This is a genomic window from Sedimenticola hydrogenitrophicus (assembly GCF_025175675.1).
Lineage (GTDB): Bacteria > Pseudomonadota > Gammaproteobacteria > Chromatiales > Chromatiaceae > Sedimenticola > Sedimenticola hydrogenitrophicus.
This window is the reverse complement of the sequence record NZ_JANIOA010000042.1, coordinates 19,339-35,488: the sequence shown is the minus strand read 5'-3', so window position 1 is coordinate 35,488 and position 16,150 is coordinate 19,339. Positions and strand designations below refer to the sequence as shown.

The 16,150-nt window shown below is 61.3% G+C and carries 19 protein-coding genes; 17 read left to right on the top strand and 2 right to left on the bottom strand.

What is annotated here, in order from left to right; translation table 11 throughout:
• Positions 1-182: 182 nt before the first annotated feature.
• Together NPX02_RS17770 and NPX02_RS17765 are read right to left on the bottom strand one after the other, a co-directional pair.
• A complete protein-coding gene (locus NPX02_RS17770; RefSeq protein WP_260295201.1) occupies positions 183-1,307 on the bottom strand; it encodes a PilT/PilU family type 4a pilus ATPase in 1,125 nt (374 codons plus the stop codon).
• A 48-nt stretch (positions 1,308-1,355) separates the two neighbouring features.
• On the bottom strand, positions 1,356-2,396 hold the full coding sequence (locus NPX02_RS17765; RefSeq protein ID WP_260295199.1) for a type IV pilus twitching motility protein PilT: 1,041 nt from the start codon (positions 2,394-2,396) through the stop codon (positions 1,356-1,358).
• 180 nt (positions 2,397-2,576) lie between these two features.
• On the opposite strand from NPX02_RS17765, the gene NPX02_RS17760 reads away from it, so the two are divergent.
• From NPX02_RS17760 to rapZ, 17 genes are all read left to right on the top strand, one after another.
• Entirely contained in the window at positions 2,577-3,275 is a 699-nt protein-coding gene (locus tag NPX02_RS17760) for a YggS family pyridoxal phosphate-dependent enzyme (protein WP_260295197.1), read from the top strand.
• Between the two features lie 108 nt (positions 3,276-3,383).
• Complete coding sequence (proC, locus tag NPX02_RS17755; RefSeq protein ID WP_260295196.1) at positions 3,384-4,211, top strand: pyrroline-5-carboxylate reductase; 828 nt, start codon at positions 3,384-3,386, stop codon at positions 4,209-4,211.
• The gene (locus NPX02_RS17750; protein ID WP_260295195.1) at positions 4,211-4,789 is read left to right on the top strand and encodes a YggT family protein; all 579 of its coding nucleotides are present in this window, start codon (positions 4,211-4,213) and stop codon (positions 4,787-4,789) included. Before proC ends, NPX02_RS17750 begins: the two co-directional genes overlap by 1 nt.
• Before the next feature lie 18 nt (positions 4,790-4,807).
• Complete coding sequence (locus NPX02_RS17745; RefSeq protein WP_260295194.1) at positions 4,808-5,098, top strand: DUF167 family protein; 291 nt, start codon at positions 4,808-4,810, stop codon at positions 5,096-5,098.
• 107 nt (positions 5,099-5,205) lie between these two features.
• Positions 5,206-7,188 carry a dynamin family protein gene (locus NPX02_RS17740; RefSeq protein WP_260295193.1) on the top strand — a complete coding sequence of 661 codons (1,983 nt, stop codon included), beginning with the start codon at positions 5,206-5,208 and terminating at the stop codon, positions 7,186-7,188.
• Positions 7,189-7,305: 117 nt separating this feature from the next.
• A complete protein-coding gene (locus NPX02_RS17735) occupies positions 7,306-7,752 on the top strand; it encodes a DUF4426 domain-containing protein (RefSeq protein ID WP_260295191.1) in 447 nt (148 codons plus the stop codon).
• Between the two features lies 1 nt (position 7,753).
• Entirely contained in the window at positions 7,754-7,939 is a 186-nt protein-coding gene (locus NPX02_RS17730; protein WP_260295189.1) for a hypothetical protein, read from the top strand.
• A gap of 130 nt (positions 7,940-8,069) precedes the next feature.
• Complete coding sequence (locus NPX02_RS17725; protein WP_260295188.1) at positions 8,070-9,092, top strand: calcium/sodium antiporter; 1,023 nt, start codon at positions 8,070-8,072, stop codon at positions 9,090-9,092.
• Positions 9,089-10,087: a KpsF/GutQ family sugar-phosphate isomerase gene (locus NPX02_RS17720; protein ID WP_260295186.1), complete on the top strand. Its 999-nt coding sequence runs from the start codon at positions 9,089-9,091 to the stop codon at positions 10,085-10,087. Before NPX02_RS17725 ends, NPX02_RS17720 begins: the two co-directional genes overlap by 4 nt.
• 45 nt (positions 10,088-10,132) lie before the next feature.
• Positions 10,133-10,657 carry a 3-deoxy-manno-octulosonate-8-phosphatase KdsC gene (gene kdsC / locus NPX02_RS17715; RefSeq protein WP_260295185.1) on the top strand — a complete coding sequence of 175 codons (525 nt, stop codon included), beginning with the start codon at positions 10,133-10,135 and terminating at the stop codon, positions 10,655-10,657.
• A 54-nt stretch (positions 10,658-10,711) separates the two neighbouring features.
• On the top strand, positions 10,712-11,281 hold the full coding sequence (gene lptC, locus NPX02_RS17710) for an LPS export ABC transporter periplasmic protein LptC (protein ID WP_260295184.1): 570 nt from the start codon (positions 10,712-10,714) through the stop codon (positions 11,279-11,281).
• Positions 11,265-11,780: a lipopolysaccharide transport periplasmic protein LptA gene (lptA, locus tag NPX02_RS17705; protein WP_260295183.1), complete on the top strand. Its 516-nt coding sequence runs from the start codon at positions 11,265-11,267 to the stop codon at positions 11,778-11,780. Before lptC ends, lptA begins: the two co-directional genes overlap by 17 nt.
• A gap of 6 nt (positions 11,781-11,786) precedes the next feature.
• A complete protein-coding gene (gene lptB, locus NPX02_RS17700; RefSeq protein ID WP_260295181.1) occupies positions 11,787-12,512 on the top strand; it encodes an LPS export ABC transporter ATP-binding protein in 726 nt (241 codons plus the stop codon).
• Positions 12,513-12,627: 115 nt separating this feature from the next.
• Positions 12,628-14,130, top strand: a complete 1,503-nt coding sequence (locus tag NPX02_RS17695; protein ID WP_260295179.1) for an RNA polymerase factor sigma-54 — start codon at positions 12,628-12,630, stop codon at positions 14,128-14,130.
• Positions 14,131-14,154: 24 nt separating this feature from the next.
• A complete protein-coding gene (gene hpf, locus NPX02_RS17690) occupies positions 14,155-14,490 on the top strand; it encodes a ribosome hibernation-promoting factor, HPF/YfiA family (protein WP_260295176.1) in 336 nt (111 codons plus the stop codon).
• 15 nt (positions 14,491-14,505) lie between these two features.
• Positions 14,506-14,982 (top strand): PTS sugar transporter subunit IIA, encoded by a 477-nt coding sequence (locus NPX02_RS17685; RefSeq protein ID WP_260295174.1) that lies wholly within the window; start codon positions 14,506-14,508, stop codon positions 14,980-14,982.
• A gap of 182 nt (positions 14,983-15,164) precedes the next feature.
• Positions 15,165-16,034, top strand: coding sequence for an RNase adapter RapZ (gene rapZ / locus NPX02_RS17680; RefSeq protein WP_260295172.1), 870 nt, complete (start codon positions 15,165-15,167; stop codon positions 16,032-16,034).
• Positions 16,035-16,150 lie beyond the last annotated feature (116 nt).

Sequence of the window (16,150 nt, the reverse complement as noted above, 5' to 3'; positions counted from 1 at the left end):
AATTGCCTTTGCATGTCTTCGTGTTTCGTTGTTGGTTTCAATATCATTTATAAACAACGGGTTGTAATGGCACAATGCAAGATTTTGTGGGACAGCAGTGTCTAGTTAACTATCCGCTTCGCCATGGTTTGCCGCTTTGCAGCCGGGCAGGGTGGGCACGCTTTTTGTGCCCACGCGGAAGCCTAGATATCTTCCTGGTCGAGCAGTGAGACCGTATTCATCCGCGCGGCATGGCGTTCCGCCTCGCCGCCGCCCAGCTTGATCATCAGGCGCACCTCGTTGGCCGAGTCGGCGTACAGGATGGCGTCCTCGTAGGTGATCTCGCCGTCGGTGTAGAGCTTGTAGAGCGCCTGATCGAAGGTGATCATGCCCTGCTCGGTGGAGCGCTTCATCAGTTCCTTCAGCTTGTGCACCTCACCCTTGCGGATCAGGTCGGAGGCCAGCGGGGTATTGATCAGGACCTCCACCACCGGCCGTCGGCTCTTGCCGTCGGGCCGCCGGATCAGCTGCTGGGCGATGACCGCGCGCAGATTCAGCGACAGATCCATGAACACCTGGTCGCGGCGGTCCTCGGGGAAGAAATTGATCATCCGGTCCAGCGCCTGGTTGGCGTTGTTGGCATGCAGGGTGGAGAGTACCAGGTGGCCGGTCTCGGCAAAGGCGATGGCGTGATCCATGGTCTCGCGGGTGCGGATCTCGCCGATCAGGATCACATCCGGGGCCTGGCGCAGGGTGTTTCTCAGCGCCACCTCGTAGGACTCGGTATCGATCCCCACCTCGCGCTGGGTGATGATGCAGCCGTCATGGTTGTGGATGAACTCGATTGGATCCTCGATGGTGACGATATGTCCGGAACTGTTGCGGTTGCGGTAACCGACCAGGGAGGCCAGCGAGGTGGACTTGCCGGTACCGGTGGCGCCGACAAAGAAGACGATGCCGCGCTTGGCCAGCGCCAGCTCCTTCAGTATCGGCGGTAGGAGCAGGTCCTGGATCTCCGGGATCCGCGTCTCGATACGCCGCAGCACCATGCCGACGGCATCGCGCTGCACGAAGGCACTGACCCGGAAACGGCCGGCCCCCTTGGAACTGACCGCGAAGTTGCACTCGTTGGTCTGGGAAAACTCCTCGCGCTGTGCCGGGCTCATGATACTCATCACCAGTTCCCGCGACTGCTCGTCGTTGAACTTGCCCTTGGCCACCGGCATGATGCGACCGTTCACCTTGATACAGGGCGGCATGCCCGCGGTGACAAAGAGGTCGGAGGCCTTTTTCTGGGCCATCAGATTCAAGATTGCATTAAAGTCCACTATCTACCTCGCTGCCGATATCCATCGGCTCCATGATTCACGCCTGCCTCAACCGCTGAATATCGCCTTGTTGGCCGCCTTGGCGCGGGCATCCAGCCGGCTGATCATCCCCTTCTTCACCAACTCCTGCAGATGCTGGTCCAGGGTCTGCATGCCGTGGGCCTGCCCGGTCTGGATCGCCGAATACATCTGCGCCACCTTGTCCTCGCGGATCAGGTTGCGGATCGCCGGGGTACCGACCATGATCTCCCAGGCGGCGGTACGGCCGCCCCCCACCTTCTTCAGCAGGGTCTGGGCGATCACCGAACGCAGCGACTCGGACAGCATGGAGCGCACCATCGACTTCTCGCCGGCCGGGAACACATCGATAATACGGTCGATGGTCTTGGCCGCCGAACTGGTATGCAGGGTGCCGAACACCAGGTGGCCGGTCTCGGCCGCCGTCAATGCCAGTCGGATGGTCTCCAGGTCGCGCAGCTCGCCCACCAGGATGATATCCGGATCCTCACGCAATGCCGAACGCAACGCCTCGGAGAAGCCCAGGGTATCGCGGTGCACCTCGCGCTGATTGATCAGGCACTTCTTGCTGGTATGCACGAACTCGATCGGATCCTCGATGGTGAGGATGTGGGCATATTCGTTGTCGTTCTTGTAATCCATCATCGCCGCCAGGGTGGTGGATTTGCCCGAGCCGGTCGGCCCGGTCACCAGCACCAGTCCGCGGGGGACATTGACGATATCCTTGAAGGTCTCCGGACAGCCCAGGTCTTCCAGGTTCAGTACCTTGGAGGGGATGGTACGGAACACCGCCGAGGCGCCGCGATCCTGGTTGAAGGCATTGACACGGAAGCGGGCCAGCCCCGGAATCTCGAAGGAGAAATCGGTTTCCAGAAACTCCTCGTAATCCTTCCGCTGTTTGTCATTCATGATGTCGTAGACCAGACCATGAACGATCTTGTGATCCAGCGCCGGCACGTTGATCCGGCGAATATCCCCGTCCACCCGGATCATCGGTGGCAATCCCGCCGAAATGTGCAAGTCGGACGCCTCATGCTTGACGCTGAAGGCAAGCAGCTCAGCAATATCCATACAACCCTTCTCCCGTCATTTTGTTATCGGTATGGCACGTCGTGATACCAGCTCACCGGCATTCCCGGTGCCGCCCCCTGATGGAGTAGCGACCATTATTGGGGAAACTGGCGTTTTTTGTTGTAATATCCTAGCGCGACCACTACCACACTATTATAGACACACAGGCCCAGCAAGATCATGTCCGCCATCCAGTCCCGTCTCAACGCCGTCCGCCAGCGCCTCCGCCAGGCGGAACAGACCTACCGGCGCGAGGCGGGTTCCGTGCAGTTGCTGGCAGTCAGCAAAACCCGACCAGCAGAGGATATCCGCCAAGCGGTGGCGGCGGGTCAGCACTGTTTTGGCGAAAGCTATATTCATGAGGCCCTCGATAAGATCGAACAGCTCCGGGAACTGGGCCTGGAGTGGCACTTCATTGGCAGGATACAGGGAAACAAGACGCGCGCCATAGCGGAAAATTTCGACTGGGTTCACAGTATCGACAGTCTCCGCCAGATCCGCCGGCTCAACGACCAGCGGCCGGACCGGCTGGCGCCGCTGAAGATCTGCCTGCAGATCAAGATCGATGACGAAGAGAGCAAATCGGGGATCTCTCCGGGTGAAGTCCGCGGGCTGATCGACGCGATGCCGGACTATCCGCGGCTCGCATTGCAGGGCCTGATGACCCTGCCGGCACCCGCCGCACAACTGGACGCGCAACGCCGGCCGTTCCTGCGGCTGCGGCAACTTAGGGATGAACTGGCCACGGCCGGGTTGCCGCTGACCAGCCTCTCCATGGGCATGACCGACGACCTGGAGGCGGCCATCGCCGAAGGCTCGACCCTGGTGCGCATCGGCACCGCCATTTTCGGTCCGAGAGAATATTCCGGTCAAACCTGATCCAGCCAAATCTAATCAGGGATACATCAGCCGATGCGAATGCGCTAGGATAGGAACTTCAGCCAACCGGGCTGCCATCAACCACTACCAATAATCACTATGAGCGACATGAGCAGCAAGACAATCACATTCATCGGTGCCGGTAATATGGCCTCCAGCCTGATCGGCGGCCTGGTGGCGGACGGTTATGCACCGAAAAAGATCGTCGCCAGCGACCCCGACAGCGGCAAGCTGGCCGATCTCTCGGCACGCTTCGGCATCCAGTCGGCCACCGACAACATCGACGCCGTCGGACGGGCGGACGTGGTGGTGCTGGCGGTCAAGCCGCAGGCCCTGGAACGGCTCTGCGGGGACATCAGGGCCGCCGTGCAACAGCGCCATCCCCTGGTCGTTTCGATCGCCGCCGGTATCCGCGAGGCGGACCTGCAGGCGTGGCTGGGCGGCGACATCACCCTGGTACGCAGCATGCCCAACACCCCCGCGATGCTGCAGGCCGGTGCCACCGTGCTGCATGCCGGGGCCAGCGTATCCGCGGCGCAGCGGGATCTGGCGGAGTCGATCCTGCGCGCGGTGGGCCTCACCCGCTGGGTCGACGACGAGGCGCTGATGGACGTCGTCACCGCCCTCTCCGGCAGCGGCCCGGCTTACTTTTTCCTGGTCATGGAAGCGCTGGAGGCGGCCGCCATCGCCAACGGTCTGGCCGCCGATACCGCCCGCCTGCTCACCATCCAGACCGCCCTCGGCGCCGCACGCATGGCCATCGAGAGCAGCGACGGCCCCGCCGCCCTGCGCCAGAAGGTCACCTCGCCCGGTGGCACCACCGAGCGCGCCCTGTCGATCCTGGAACAGGGCGAACTCCGGACGTTGTTCGAAAAGGCCGTCACCGGGGCCTGTGAACGCTCCCGGGAACTCTCCGAGATGCTGGGTAACCACTGATGGGGAGCAATTACCTGACCGACCCACTGGCGTTCCTCATCCAGGTCGTCTTTGACCTGCTGATCCTGGTGGTGATGCTGCGCTTTATCCTGCAACTGGTACGGGCGAACTTCTACAACCCGATCTCCCAGTTCACGGTCAAGGTGACCACCCCGCTGTTGCGCCCGCTGCGCCGGGTCATCCCGGGAGTGGGCGGCATCGACATCGCCTCCATTGTGCTGATGTTCCTGCTCAAGACCCTGGAGCTGGTGCTGATCATGCTGGTCTCCGCCCGGGCGCCCCAGCTCCTGGCCGCCATGGCCATCGCCATTCCCGAACTGATCGGTCTGGTCATCAACTTCTTCCTGTTCGCCATCCTGATCCAGGTGGTCCTCAGCTGGGTCAATCCGGACAGCTACAGTCCCCTCACCGACCTGCTGCACAGCGTCACCGCCCCGCTGCTGCGGCCGGCCCAGCGTCTGATCCCACCGATCGGTGGCCTGGACCTCTCGCCCATGGCGGTGCTGGTGGGGCTGCAGCTGCTGAAAATGCTGCTGATCCCGCCGCTGCAGATGCTCACCGCCGGCCTGCTGCTCTGACGGCGGAACATCGGGAAGTTGAGCGCTGACTGGTACCGCTGGGAGGGGGAGGACCTGCTGCTTTGGCTACGGGTCCAGCCCCGGGCCGGAAAAGACCAGTTTGTCGGCCCCTACGGCGAGCAATACAAGGTGCGCATCACCGCCCCACCGGTGGAGGGCAAGGCCAATGAACACCTGATCCGTTTCCTGGCCAAGGCCTTCGGGGTCGGCCGCGACCAGGTGAGCCTGGTCAGCGGCGACAGCTGCAAAAACAAGGGCTTTCGTATCCAGCGACCGCGCAAATTCCCGATCTCCCTCACAAAAGCATAATAAAATCACCTGGTTTTCTTGAAATTTCAAGGCAGTAGCAGACAAACTGCCTATAATTTCTCGAACATCCGGGGTAAGATCGACCAACGTAACAGAAGGAGCATCCTGTGGAGCGATCGCGACTGGAATCACAGCTGAAGGCCTACGAGCAATGGAAGGCGGACATTATCCGTACCGTCAAGCTCTACTACAGCTGGCTCGGCAAGCACCGCCTGGCCACGGACGAGAGTGAAAAACGCATCCGCGAATGTCTCGCGTCGCTCTACAGCGACCGTCTGACCATCGCCTTCGTGGCCGAGTTCTCCCGCGGCAAGACCGAGCTGATCAACGCCATCTTCTTCTCCGACTTCGGCCGCCGCCTGCTCCCCTCCACCGCCGGCCGCACCACCATGTGCCCGACCGAGCTGTTCTATGACCAGCAGGCGGGACAAGCCTACGTCAGGCTGCTGCCGATCGAGACCCGGTTGCAGGATACCAGCATCCGCGACCTGAAGCGGAAGCCGGCCCTCTGGGTGACCTACCCGCTGAACCTGGAGTCGGCGGAGCAGGTCGAGGAGTGCCTGCAGGAGGTGATCAAGACCCGCAAGGTGACCCTGGCGGAGGCGGTGCGCCTGGGCATGTACGACCCCCAGCAGCACCCCAACCAGAGCCGGCCACCCGATTTTGTCGAGATACCCAAGTGGCGTCACGCCATGATCAGTTTCCCCCATCCCCTGCTGAAGCAGGGGCTGACCATCCTCGACACCCCGGGCCTGAACGCCCTCGGCAGCGAGCCCGAGCTGACCCTGAAAATGCTTCCCTCGGCCCAGGCGGTGCTGTTCGTACTGGCCGCCGATGCCGGGGTCACCCGCAGCGACCTGGAGATGTGGCAGAACCATATCAAGGGCTTTCAGCGCAGCCGCCGGCGCGGCCTGATCGTGGTATTGAACAAGATCGATACGCTCTGGGATGAACTGCAGGACGAGACGAGTATCAACGACGCCATCAACCGCCAGTGTAACCACACCGCCCAGATTCTGGGGGTCGGCCGCCAGGCGATCTTTCCGGTGTCGGCCCACAAGGGTCTGCTGGGCAAGATCAAGGGCAACCACCAGCTGATGGAGCAGAGCCGCCTGCTGCAGCTGGAGCACTATCTCTCCCACGACATCCTCGACTCACGCCAGGAGATCATCAAGGATACGGTCACGGCCGAGATCAGCCAAATGGTGGAGAACACCCAGGGCATCGTCGCCACCAAGCTGAACGGCATCCAAAAGCAACTGGATGAACTGCGCCAGCTCAGCGGCAAGAGCCAGGACATGATCGAGCACATGATGACCAAGACCCGCACCGAACAGGCGGATTACATGCGCAACGTCAGCAGCTTCCAGGCCAGCCGCAAGATCCTGAAAGAGCAGGCCAACAGCCTGCGGGAAGCCCTGGACCTGAAGAAACTGGAGCGCTCCATCACCGCCACCCACAACACCATGACCGATAACTGGACCACCCTCGGCCTGAAGTCGAGCATGCGCTCCCTGTTCGACGACATGCGCGGCAATATGCAGCTGGTGGTGGAGCAGAGCGAACAGGCACGCAAGCTGATCCGCAGTATCTACCGGCGCTTTCAGAACGAACACGGCTTCTCGGTGGTGCAACCGAAGATGTTCTCGATCATGCGCTACCGGGTGGAACTGGAGATGCTCTACCAGGAGGCGGAAATCTTCCGCAAGAGCCCGGTGACCGCCATGACCGAAAAGCACTTTGTGGTGAAGCGCTTCTTTGTCGCCATGGTAAGCCGGGCCCGGGATATCTTCTTCCAGGCCCGACAGGAGGTGGACTCCTGGCTCAGCACCGCACTGGAACCCCTCACTTTCCAGATCCGCGAACACAAGGAGCAGATGGAACGCCGGCTGCTGGACCTGCAGAAGATCAGCCGTTCTCGGGACACCCTGGAGTCACGCCTGAGCGAACTGGAGCAGCAGCACAACGCGGTGGCCAAGCAGCTGACCATCTTGCGCAATATCCACCACACCCTGAATGCCAGCTACCCGCTGGTGGACGAGGCCCGGCCGAAACCCAAACTGGTGGTGGCGAGAAAAACCGCCAGTTGAGCCTTTCGCGGCAAGGCTGGGTTAGATGGGTAATCAGGATAATTAAAGGCTATTCTTAGGGCAAGAACACATCATCCGTCAGACCGATACCGGTTGATCCAGAAGAGAGGCAGCACCATGCAAGTCCGGATTTCCACCATCAGCACTATCCTGTTCCTGTTGTTGACCAGCCCACTGGCGGTTGCCGAAAACAGCACCCGATTCAACGGGTACACCATCCACCACAACGCCATACCGACCGCGATACTGAGCCCCGAAGTCGCCAGCGGTTACCAGATTGTGCGCAGTAAATACCGGGGACTGTTGAATATCAGTGTGATCAAGGATGTCCCGGGAACCACCGGCCAGCCGGTCACAGCCAGGGTGACGGCCTATGCCCTGAACCTGATCGGCAGACGCCACAGCATCGAGCTGCGGGAGATTCGCGAGAGCGGCGCCATTTACTACATCGGCGACTTCCCCATTGTCGATCAGGAAACCCTGAAATTCATCCTTGAAGTGACGCCGGAAGACTCCAGCCGTCAGATCGAAGCGACCCTGACCCAGGATTTTTACATCGACTGAAATGGGCCGCATACTCCCGTTCAAGAAGCCCAGCGCCGGTGAACGTCACAAGGGCAACACGCTGTGCCGGCACGGCCATCACAAGTGGGTGCTTGATCAGTCCCAGGCATTCGATGTCAAGCAGGGGCGGCTGGTCAACCGCTACCGCTGCAGCCGTTGCGGCGCCACCCGTAACCGGGCCGAATAACGGCTCGTCGGATTGCGCCCCCGCCATGCCGACGGCAACAAACTTGGACAATCCCCGCCAGGTCTGAAACAATGCCTGCGCCGTAAAAGACGGCGGAATATTAACCGACTCATCCCCCTTCATTCTCTCTATGCTGCTAGATATTATCGCCATCGTTGCCGGGTTTTCTCTTCTGGTGTGGGGTGCCGACCGTTTTGTCATCGGCGCCTCGGGCATCGCCAGCAATCTGGGACTGCCGCCAATGATTATCGGCCTGACCATTGTCGGCTTCGGCACCTCGGCACCCGAGATACTGGTCTCGGGCATGGCGGCATATCAGGATAACAGCGGCCTGGCCATCGGCAACGCACTGGGCTCGAACATCGCCAATATCGGCCTGATACTGGGTGTCACCGCGCTGATTGCGCCGCTGAACGTGCGCTCGGAGACCCTGCGCCGCGAATACCCGATACTGCTGGCGGTCTGTCTCGGCACCCTGTTGCTGATGCTGGACGGCAACCTGGGCAGAAGCGACGGCCTGGTGCTGCTGGTGGGGTTGGTGGCGATGCTGTTCGCCATGGTGCGGATCAGCATGCGCAGTCTGGCCAGCGACCCGATCACCGCGGAAATCCTCGATGAGTTGCCCGGGGAGATGACCACCGGCAAGGCGGTGTTCAGTTTCTGTGTGGGACTGGCCCTGCTGCTGTTCAGCTCCCGTATCCTGGTCTGGGGCGCCGTCAACATCGCCACCACCTTCGGCGTCAGCGACCTGATCATCGGCCTGACCATCGTGGCGTTGGGCACCAGCCTGCCGGAACTGGCCGCCAGTATCGCCAGCGCGGTGAAGAATGAGCACGATATCGCCATCGGCAATATCATCGGCTCCAATATGTACAACCTGCTGGCGGTGTTGGCGGTCCCGGGGCTGATCGCCCCCGGGCCGTTCGACCCGCTGGTGCTGAGCCGGGATATGACCATGATGATCGGCCTGACCCTGGCCCTGTTCGTCATCAGCTACGGCTTCGGCGGCGCCGGGCGGATCAACCGTTTCGAAGGATTACTCCTGGTACTGGCCTTTCTCGCCTATCAGGGAGTACTCTTTATGCACACAGATGATGCCCCGGTCTCCGCACCCACGGCATACCAACAGACAACAGAACAACACCCCACATGAACAAGAACTGCAAACCCTCGCCCGAAGAGGCTGAAAAACTCCAGGCCCTGGGTCTGGCCGTCATTCATAACGAGGCCGCCGCGATCCAGGCCCTTTCCGACCGGATCAATGGCGATTTTGCCCATGCCTGCGGCTTCATGCTGCACTGTGACGGCCGCATCATCGTCACCGGGATGGGTAAATCGGGCCACATCGGCAGTAAAATCGCCGCCACCCTGGCCAGTACCGGCAGCCCCGCCTTCTTCGTACACCCCGGCGAGGCCAGCCACGGCGATCTGGGAATGATCACCGCCAAGGACGTGGTACTGGCGCTCTCCAACTCGGGAGAGACCACCGAACTGCTCACCATCCTGCCGCTGATCAAGCGCCTGGGTGTGCCGCTGATCGCCCTGACCGGGAATCCCGCCTCCAACCTGGCGTGCCAGGCCGATGTGCATCTCGACGTCAGCGTCAAACAGGAGGCCTGTCCGCTCAATCTGGCGCCCACCTCCAGTACCACCGCCACCCTGGCCATGGGGGATGCCCTGGCCATCGCGCTGCTCGAGGCGCGGGGCTTCACCGAGCAGGACTTTGCCCGCTCCCACCCCGGCGGCAGCCTGGGACGTCGGCTGCTGCTGCTGGTCGGTGACGTGATGGTGACCGGTGAACAGATCCCCCGGGTATCCGAGCAGGCGAGCCTGAAAGACGCTCTGCTGGAGATGACCGACAAGGGGCTGGGGATGACGGCGGTGATCGATGATCAGGGCCGTCTCAAGGGGATCTACACCGACGGTGACCTGCGCCGCACCCTCGACCGGCCGGTCGATATACGCAACTGCCTGGTGGCGGAGGTGATGACCCACGGCAGTACCACGGCCACCGCCGACATGCTGGCGGCGGAGGTGCTGAAGATCATGCAGGAGAAGAAGATCAACTCCCTGTTTGTGGTGGACGAGCGGCTGGTGCCTATCGGCGCCCTGAATATGCACACCCTGCTGCTGGCCGGCATTGTCTAGAGTCTGTCGGACTCATCCACTCATGCAGTTTAAAGGATGGAGAAGATGCAGGAGACCTTGAACCGGGCAAAACAGATCCGCCTGATCATCTTTGACGTGGACGGCGTCCTGACCGACGGCAGCCTCTACCTGGGGGATGACGGGCAGGAGTACAAGGCATTCAACTCCCGGGACGGGCTCGGCATGAAGCTGCTGCAGAAGAGCGGCGTCGAGATCGGCATCATCACCGGACGCACCTCCAATGTGGTCGCCATCCGCATGGAGAGCCTGGGTATCCGCCATGTCTACCAGGGCCAACGCCACAAGGTCCCGGCCTTCGAGGAGTTGCGGGACAAACTGGGCCTCCGCAACGAACAGATCGCCTATGTCGGAGACGACGTGGTCGACCTGCCCGTCATGCGCCAGGTCGGCCTGGCGATCACCGTGCAGGATGCCCACCCCCTGGTCAGGGCTCGTGCCCACTGGCAGAGCCGGGCCGGCGGCGGTCGCGGCGCGGCACGTGAGATTTGCGAGCTGCTGATGGAGGCCCAGGGCACCCTGGAGCAGGCCTACGAAAAATACCTCCGCTGATGTGCCGGCCCCCAACCGACCCCCGCCGGGCTTGCGCATGGAAGACCCAATCACATGATTGAACAGAAAAATCTGGTAATTGGCGCGTTCCTGCTGCTGCTCGTTGCCGGCACCTTTTGGTTGGCCCGGCAGAGCGCGCAGGATGCGCCGCCACGCAATGTCCGGGAGCACCGCGTCGATTACTACCTGGAGGGGGTCGACTCCACCCTGATGGAGCTCTCGGGGAGGCCCGGGAAACGTCTGGTTGCGGAACGCATGACCCATTATATGGACGATGACAGTACCGAACTGAAATTGCCACGCCTCACCCTGTACGACCTGGACCGACCACCCTGGCGGGTCAATTCGGAGACCGGCTGGCTCTCCGGGGATGGGGAGGTGCTTCTTTTGCAGGGTGCGGTTAAAATCGACCGTTCCGCGGCGCCCGGAGTACGGCCCATGCATATTCGCACCCGTGACCTGCGGGTGCAGCCACGGGACAATTATGTGGAGACCGATGCTGACGTGCACGCGCGCAGCAACCAGGACCGCATCGACGCCAAAGGCATGCAGATCTGGCTCCAGCAGCCGATCCGCATCAAACTACTTGCCAATGTACGAGGACGCTATGAAGTCAACCCTTAAGGACCCGCACACCCGCCGCCGCTGGCTGGCCATCACCCTGCTGCTGATCCTGCCGGGACATGCCGCCGCCCTGCAGTCGGACAAAGACCAGCCCATCTACATAGAGGCGGATGCCGTGGATATTGATGACCGCAACGGCATCAGCACCTACAAGGGCAATGTCGAGCTGACCCAGGGCAGTATCGTCATCAAGGCCGACCAGGTGACCGTCACCCAGCGCCAGGATCAGAACGACCAGATCGAGGCCATCGGCAATCCGGCCACCTTCCGCCAGGAGACCGAGGGCGACCAGGGCACCATCAAGGGTCGCGCCAGGAAAGCGGAATACTCCGCCAACAGCGAAATCATCAACATGATCGGAGACGCCGTCCTCATCCAGGGCCAGGATACCTTCAAGAGCGACCGGATCATCTATGATCGCGCCCGGGCCGTGGTCAAGGCCGGTGCCAGCGCCCAGGGCAAAGAGCGTGTCCGGGTCACCATCGGCGGAAAAAAGTAACCCCCCATGACTGTCCTGTCTGCCGACAAGCTGGCGAAACATTATCGCCGCCGAGCCGTGGTGAACGGCGTCTCCCTGCAGGTCTCCAGCGGTGAAGTGGTGGGGCTGCTGGGTCCCAACGGCGCCGGCAAAACCACCTGTTTCTACATGATCGCCGGACTGGTCCCCTCGGAAGGCGGGACCATCCGGATCGATGGACACGACATCACCGCGCTGCCGATGCATGCCCGGGCACGCCTCGGACTGGGCTATCTGGCCCAGGAGCCCTCGATCTTCCGCAAGTTGACCGTGTTCAACAATATCTTCGCCATTCTGGAGACCCGCAAGGATCTGAAGCGGCCGGAACAGCTCGAGGCTTGCGAGGCGCTGCTGGTGGATTTCCACCTCACCCACCTGCGCAACAACCAGGCGATGAGCCTCTCCGGGGGCGAGCGCCGGCGCCTGGAGATCGCCCGTTCGCTGGCCATGGAGCCCCGTTTTATCCTGCTTGACGAGCCATTCGCCGGTATCGACCCGATCTCGGTCAAGGACATCCAGAATATTATCCGTACACTCTCTTCCCGGGGCATCGGCGTGCTGATCACCGATCACAACGTCCGGGAGACCCTGGGAATCTGTCAGCGCGCCTACATCATCAGTGAGGGCCAGGTGCTGGCGGAGGGGGAACCGGAACACATTCTGGCCCACGAAGAGGTGCGCTCGGTCTATCTGGGAAAAGAGTTCAGTTTGTAGTGCATCAGTTGATGCACGGCAATAAACCATTTTCCCCTTGTGCGTCTGGCCATTTTTTACGCTAAAATGAAATCGTGAAAATCATACAAATTACGTACCAGATTCAGATACCCGCATGAAGCAAACGCTCCAGCTTCGCCTTGGCCAACATCTCACCATGACGCCGCAGCTGCAGCAGGCCATCCGCTTGCTGCAACTGTCGACCCTGGATCTCAAGCAGGAGATCCAGGAGGCGCTCGACTCCAACCTGATGCTGGAGACCGAAGAGGATAACAGTGCCCGCGAAGAGGTCGGCCCGAATGAGCGGCAATCGACCCTGGAACGGCTCAATGGCGAGGGCCTGAAAGGGGAAAAAACCACCAGCAACGACCTCAACAACGAAAAAGAGATCAACGGCGAGGCCAACGCCATGCCGGAAGAGCTGCCGGTGGACAGCGGCTGGGACGATGTCTATGACAGCACCCTCCCCCCCTCATCCGGCCTGGCATCCCGGGAATCGGGGGACGGCGACTACCTGGCGCAGCGCCGCAGCGCCCGCACCCTCTACGACTACCTCACCTGGCAGCTCAATCTGACCCCGTTCAGCGACCTGGATCGCGGCATCGCGGTGGCCATCATCGATGGCATCGATGAGGACGGCTACCTGCGGATGGATCTGAACGAAATTCTTGACGGCATGGCCGACGAAGCTGTCGAGCAGGACGAGATCGAGGCGGTGCTGCACCGCATTCAGCAGTTCGATCCGCCCGGCGTGGGCGCCCGCGACCTGCGGGAGTGCCTGCTGATCCAGCTGCGCCAGCTGCCGGAGCCCCATCCGGCGGCGGCCCTGACTACCCGCCTGATCAGCGATCACTTCGACCTGCTGGCCCAGCAGGACCACAATCAGATCAAACGCAAGCTGAAGATCGATGACGACACCCTGAAATCGATCAACCAGCTGATCCGCTCACTGATTCCCCGCCCCGGCAGCCTGGTGGCCGAGACCGAACCCCAGTATGTCATCCCGGATGTGTTCGTGACCCGGCGTGATGGCACCTGGCATGTGGACCTGAATGCCGAGGCCGCCCCCAAACTCAGGGTCAACCCGGAATATTCGCGGCTGATCCGCCGTGCCGACAACAGTGACGACAACAACTATCTGAAGAACCACCTGCAGGAGGCGCGCTGGTTCATCAAGAGCCTGATGAGCCGCAACGAGACCCTGTTGCGGGTGGCGACCAAGATAGTCGAGCTGCAGCGGGGCTACTTCGAACACGGTGCGGAGGCGATGAAGCCGCTGGTGCTGCGGGACATCGCCGAGGCCCTGGAACTGCACGAATCCACCATTTCACGGGTCACCACGCAAAAATACATGCATACCCCCCGGGGTACACTGGAATTCAAGTATTTCTTCTCCAGCCATGTCAGCACGGCTGGGGGCGGAGAGTGTTCCGCCACCGCGATACGCGCACTGATCAAGAAACTGGTCGCTGCGGAGAAGCCAAACAAGCCACTCAGCGACAACAAACTGGCCAGCATACTCGCGGATCAGGGCATCCAGGTCGCGCGGCGGACAGTAGCAAAATACCGCGAGTCCATGGCGATTCCGCCATCAAACGAGCGCAAGCGCCTCGTCTAGAGGCCTGTAACCAAGGAGCAAACCATGCAAATCAGCATCACCGGTCACCATGTGGACATCACCGAAGCCATGAACAACTATGTCTCGACAAAATTCGAGCGTCTGGAGCGGCACTTCGATCATGTCACCAAGATCCACGTCATTCTGAGCGTTGAGAAGCTGCGCCAGAAGGCCGAAGCCACTCTCCATGTGAATGGCGCCGATGTCTTTGCCGACTGTGTAGAAGAGGATATGTATGCCGCCATCGACGGACTCGTCGATAAGGTTGACCGCCAGGTCAAAAAGCTCAAAGAGAAGAGCACCAACCATCGCAACGGTGTGGGCATGAAGGGTATCGACCCGGCCAACGCCGAAATCTGAATAACAGGCAAAACCATGTTTCCCGCAAACTTTATCAGTGCCGAACGCATCAGTGCCGCGAATCCCGCGGGCAGTAAAAAGCGTATTCTTGAAGAGCTGGCAGGACTGCTGGCAACCGCCTCGGAGGAGCTCAACCAAGGCACCGTGTTCGACAAACTACTCGAGCGGGAACGATTGGGCAGCACCGGGCTGGGGCATGGTATCGCACTGCCTCATGCCCGTGTTGCCGGTGTCACTCAGGCCCGTGGCGCCTTTCTCCAACTCCAGTCCGGGGCCGATTTCGACGCCATTGACGGACATCCGGTCGACCTGGTGTTCGGTCTGCTGGTACCGGAAGCGGCCACCGAGGAGCATCTGCAGCTGTTGGCGAAACTGGCCACCCTGTTCAGCGACGAAGCCTTCTGCCAGCGGCTGCGCAAGACCGGGGACAGCGCGGCACTGCTGCGGGAGTTCATACAGCAGGAGCCGCTACCGATCAGTGCCAACGGCTGATCGGCTGAGGTATTGCATGAGGGACAGTGCTTTTGTAGGAGTGGCTTGACCGCGACAAGCCTTCGCGCCAGAGGCGCTCCTACAAAACCACGGCATTGTTCGCGGCGGAGCCGTTCCTAAGGGTCATTCACCAAAATACATCAACACCAACCAATAATTTGGACAGAGCCAACGGAAACCCTATGAAGCTGGCCATCATCAGCGGACTCTCCGGATCCGGCAAGAGCGTTGCACTCCATACCCTGGAAGACGAGGGTTACTACTGCGTCGATAATCTGCCTGTCTTCCTGCTCCCCGCATTCGCCAGCGAACTGGTCAGCCGACGGGACAAACGCTTCGAGCTGGTCGCCATCAGTATCGATGCGCGCAACACACCGGATGAGTTCGAAAGCATCGCCAGACTGCTGCAACCGCTGAAGACACGGAACATCCGCTATGAGGTGATCTTCCTGGAGGCCCAGGACGAGACCCTGATCAAACGCTTCAGCGAGACCCGGCGGCGTCACCCCCTGACCGGCGGTGCCCGCCCGCTGGCCGAGGCGATCAGCTATGAGCGGGAGCTGATGGCACCGTTTCTGCGCGTCGCCGACCTGCGCATCGATACCAGCCAGACCACGCTGCATGAACTGCGGCACCTCATCCGCTCCCGGATCACCGAGCGGCTGGGCACCAAGATCTCCCTGCTGTTGCAGTCCTTCGGCTTCAAGCAGGGGGTGCCACGGGACGCCGACTTTGTCTATGACGCACGCTGCCTGCCCAACCCGCACTGGCAGCCGGCACTGCGCCAGCTTACGGGAAAAGATGGTCCGGTACAGGCTTACCTGGAGGAGAGCGGTGATGTGCAGCGCTACAAAGAGGATCTGATCCGTTTCCTGGAGCAGTGGATCCCCTGCTTCGAGGCCGAGGGGCGCAGCTACCTGACCATTGCCATCGGCTGCACCGGCGGGCAGCACCGCTCGGTCTACCTAGTGGAACAGCTGGCCGCCCATTTCCGCACCTGTGGCCGGCAGATCCAGACCCGCCACCGCGACCTGCCCCGCGAAACCACCTAAGCGCCCGCGCAAGAATAATTCCGCGGCACCGAGTGCGCTCCTGGGCCACGTCCGCAAGGCGCGCTTCGCCGGCAACGGATGTTTTATCAAACGCGCGGATTGTGCGATATTGGTTT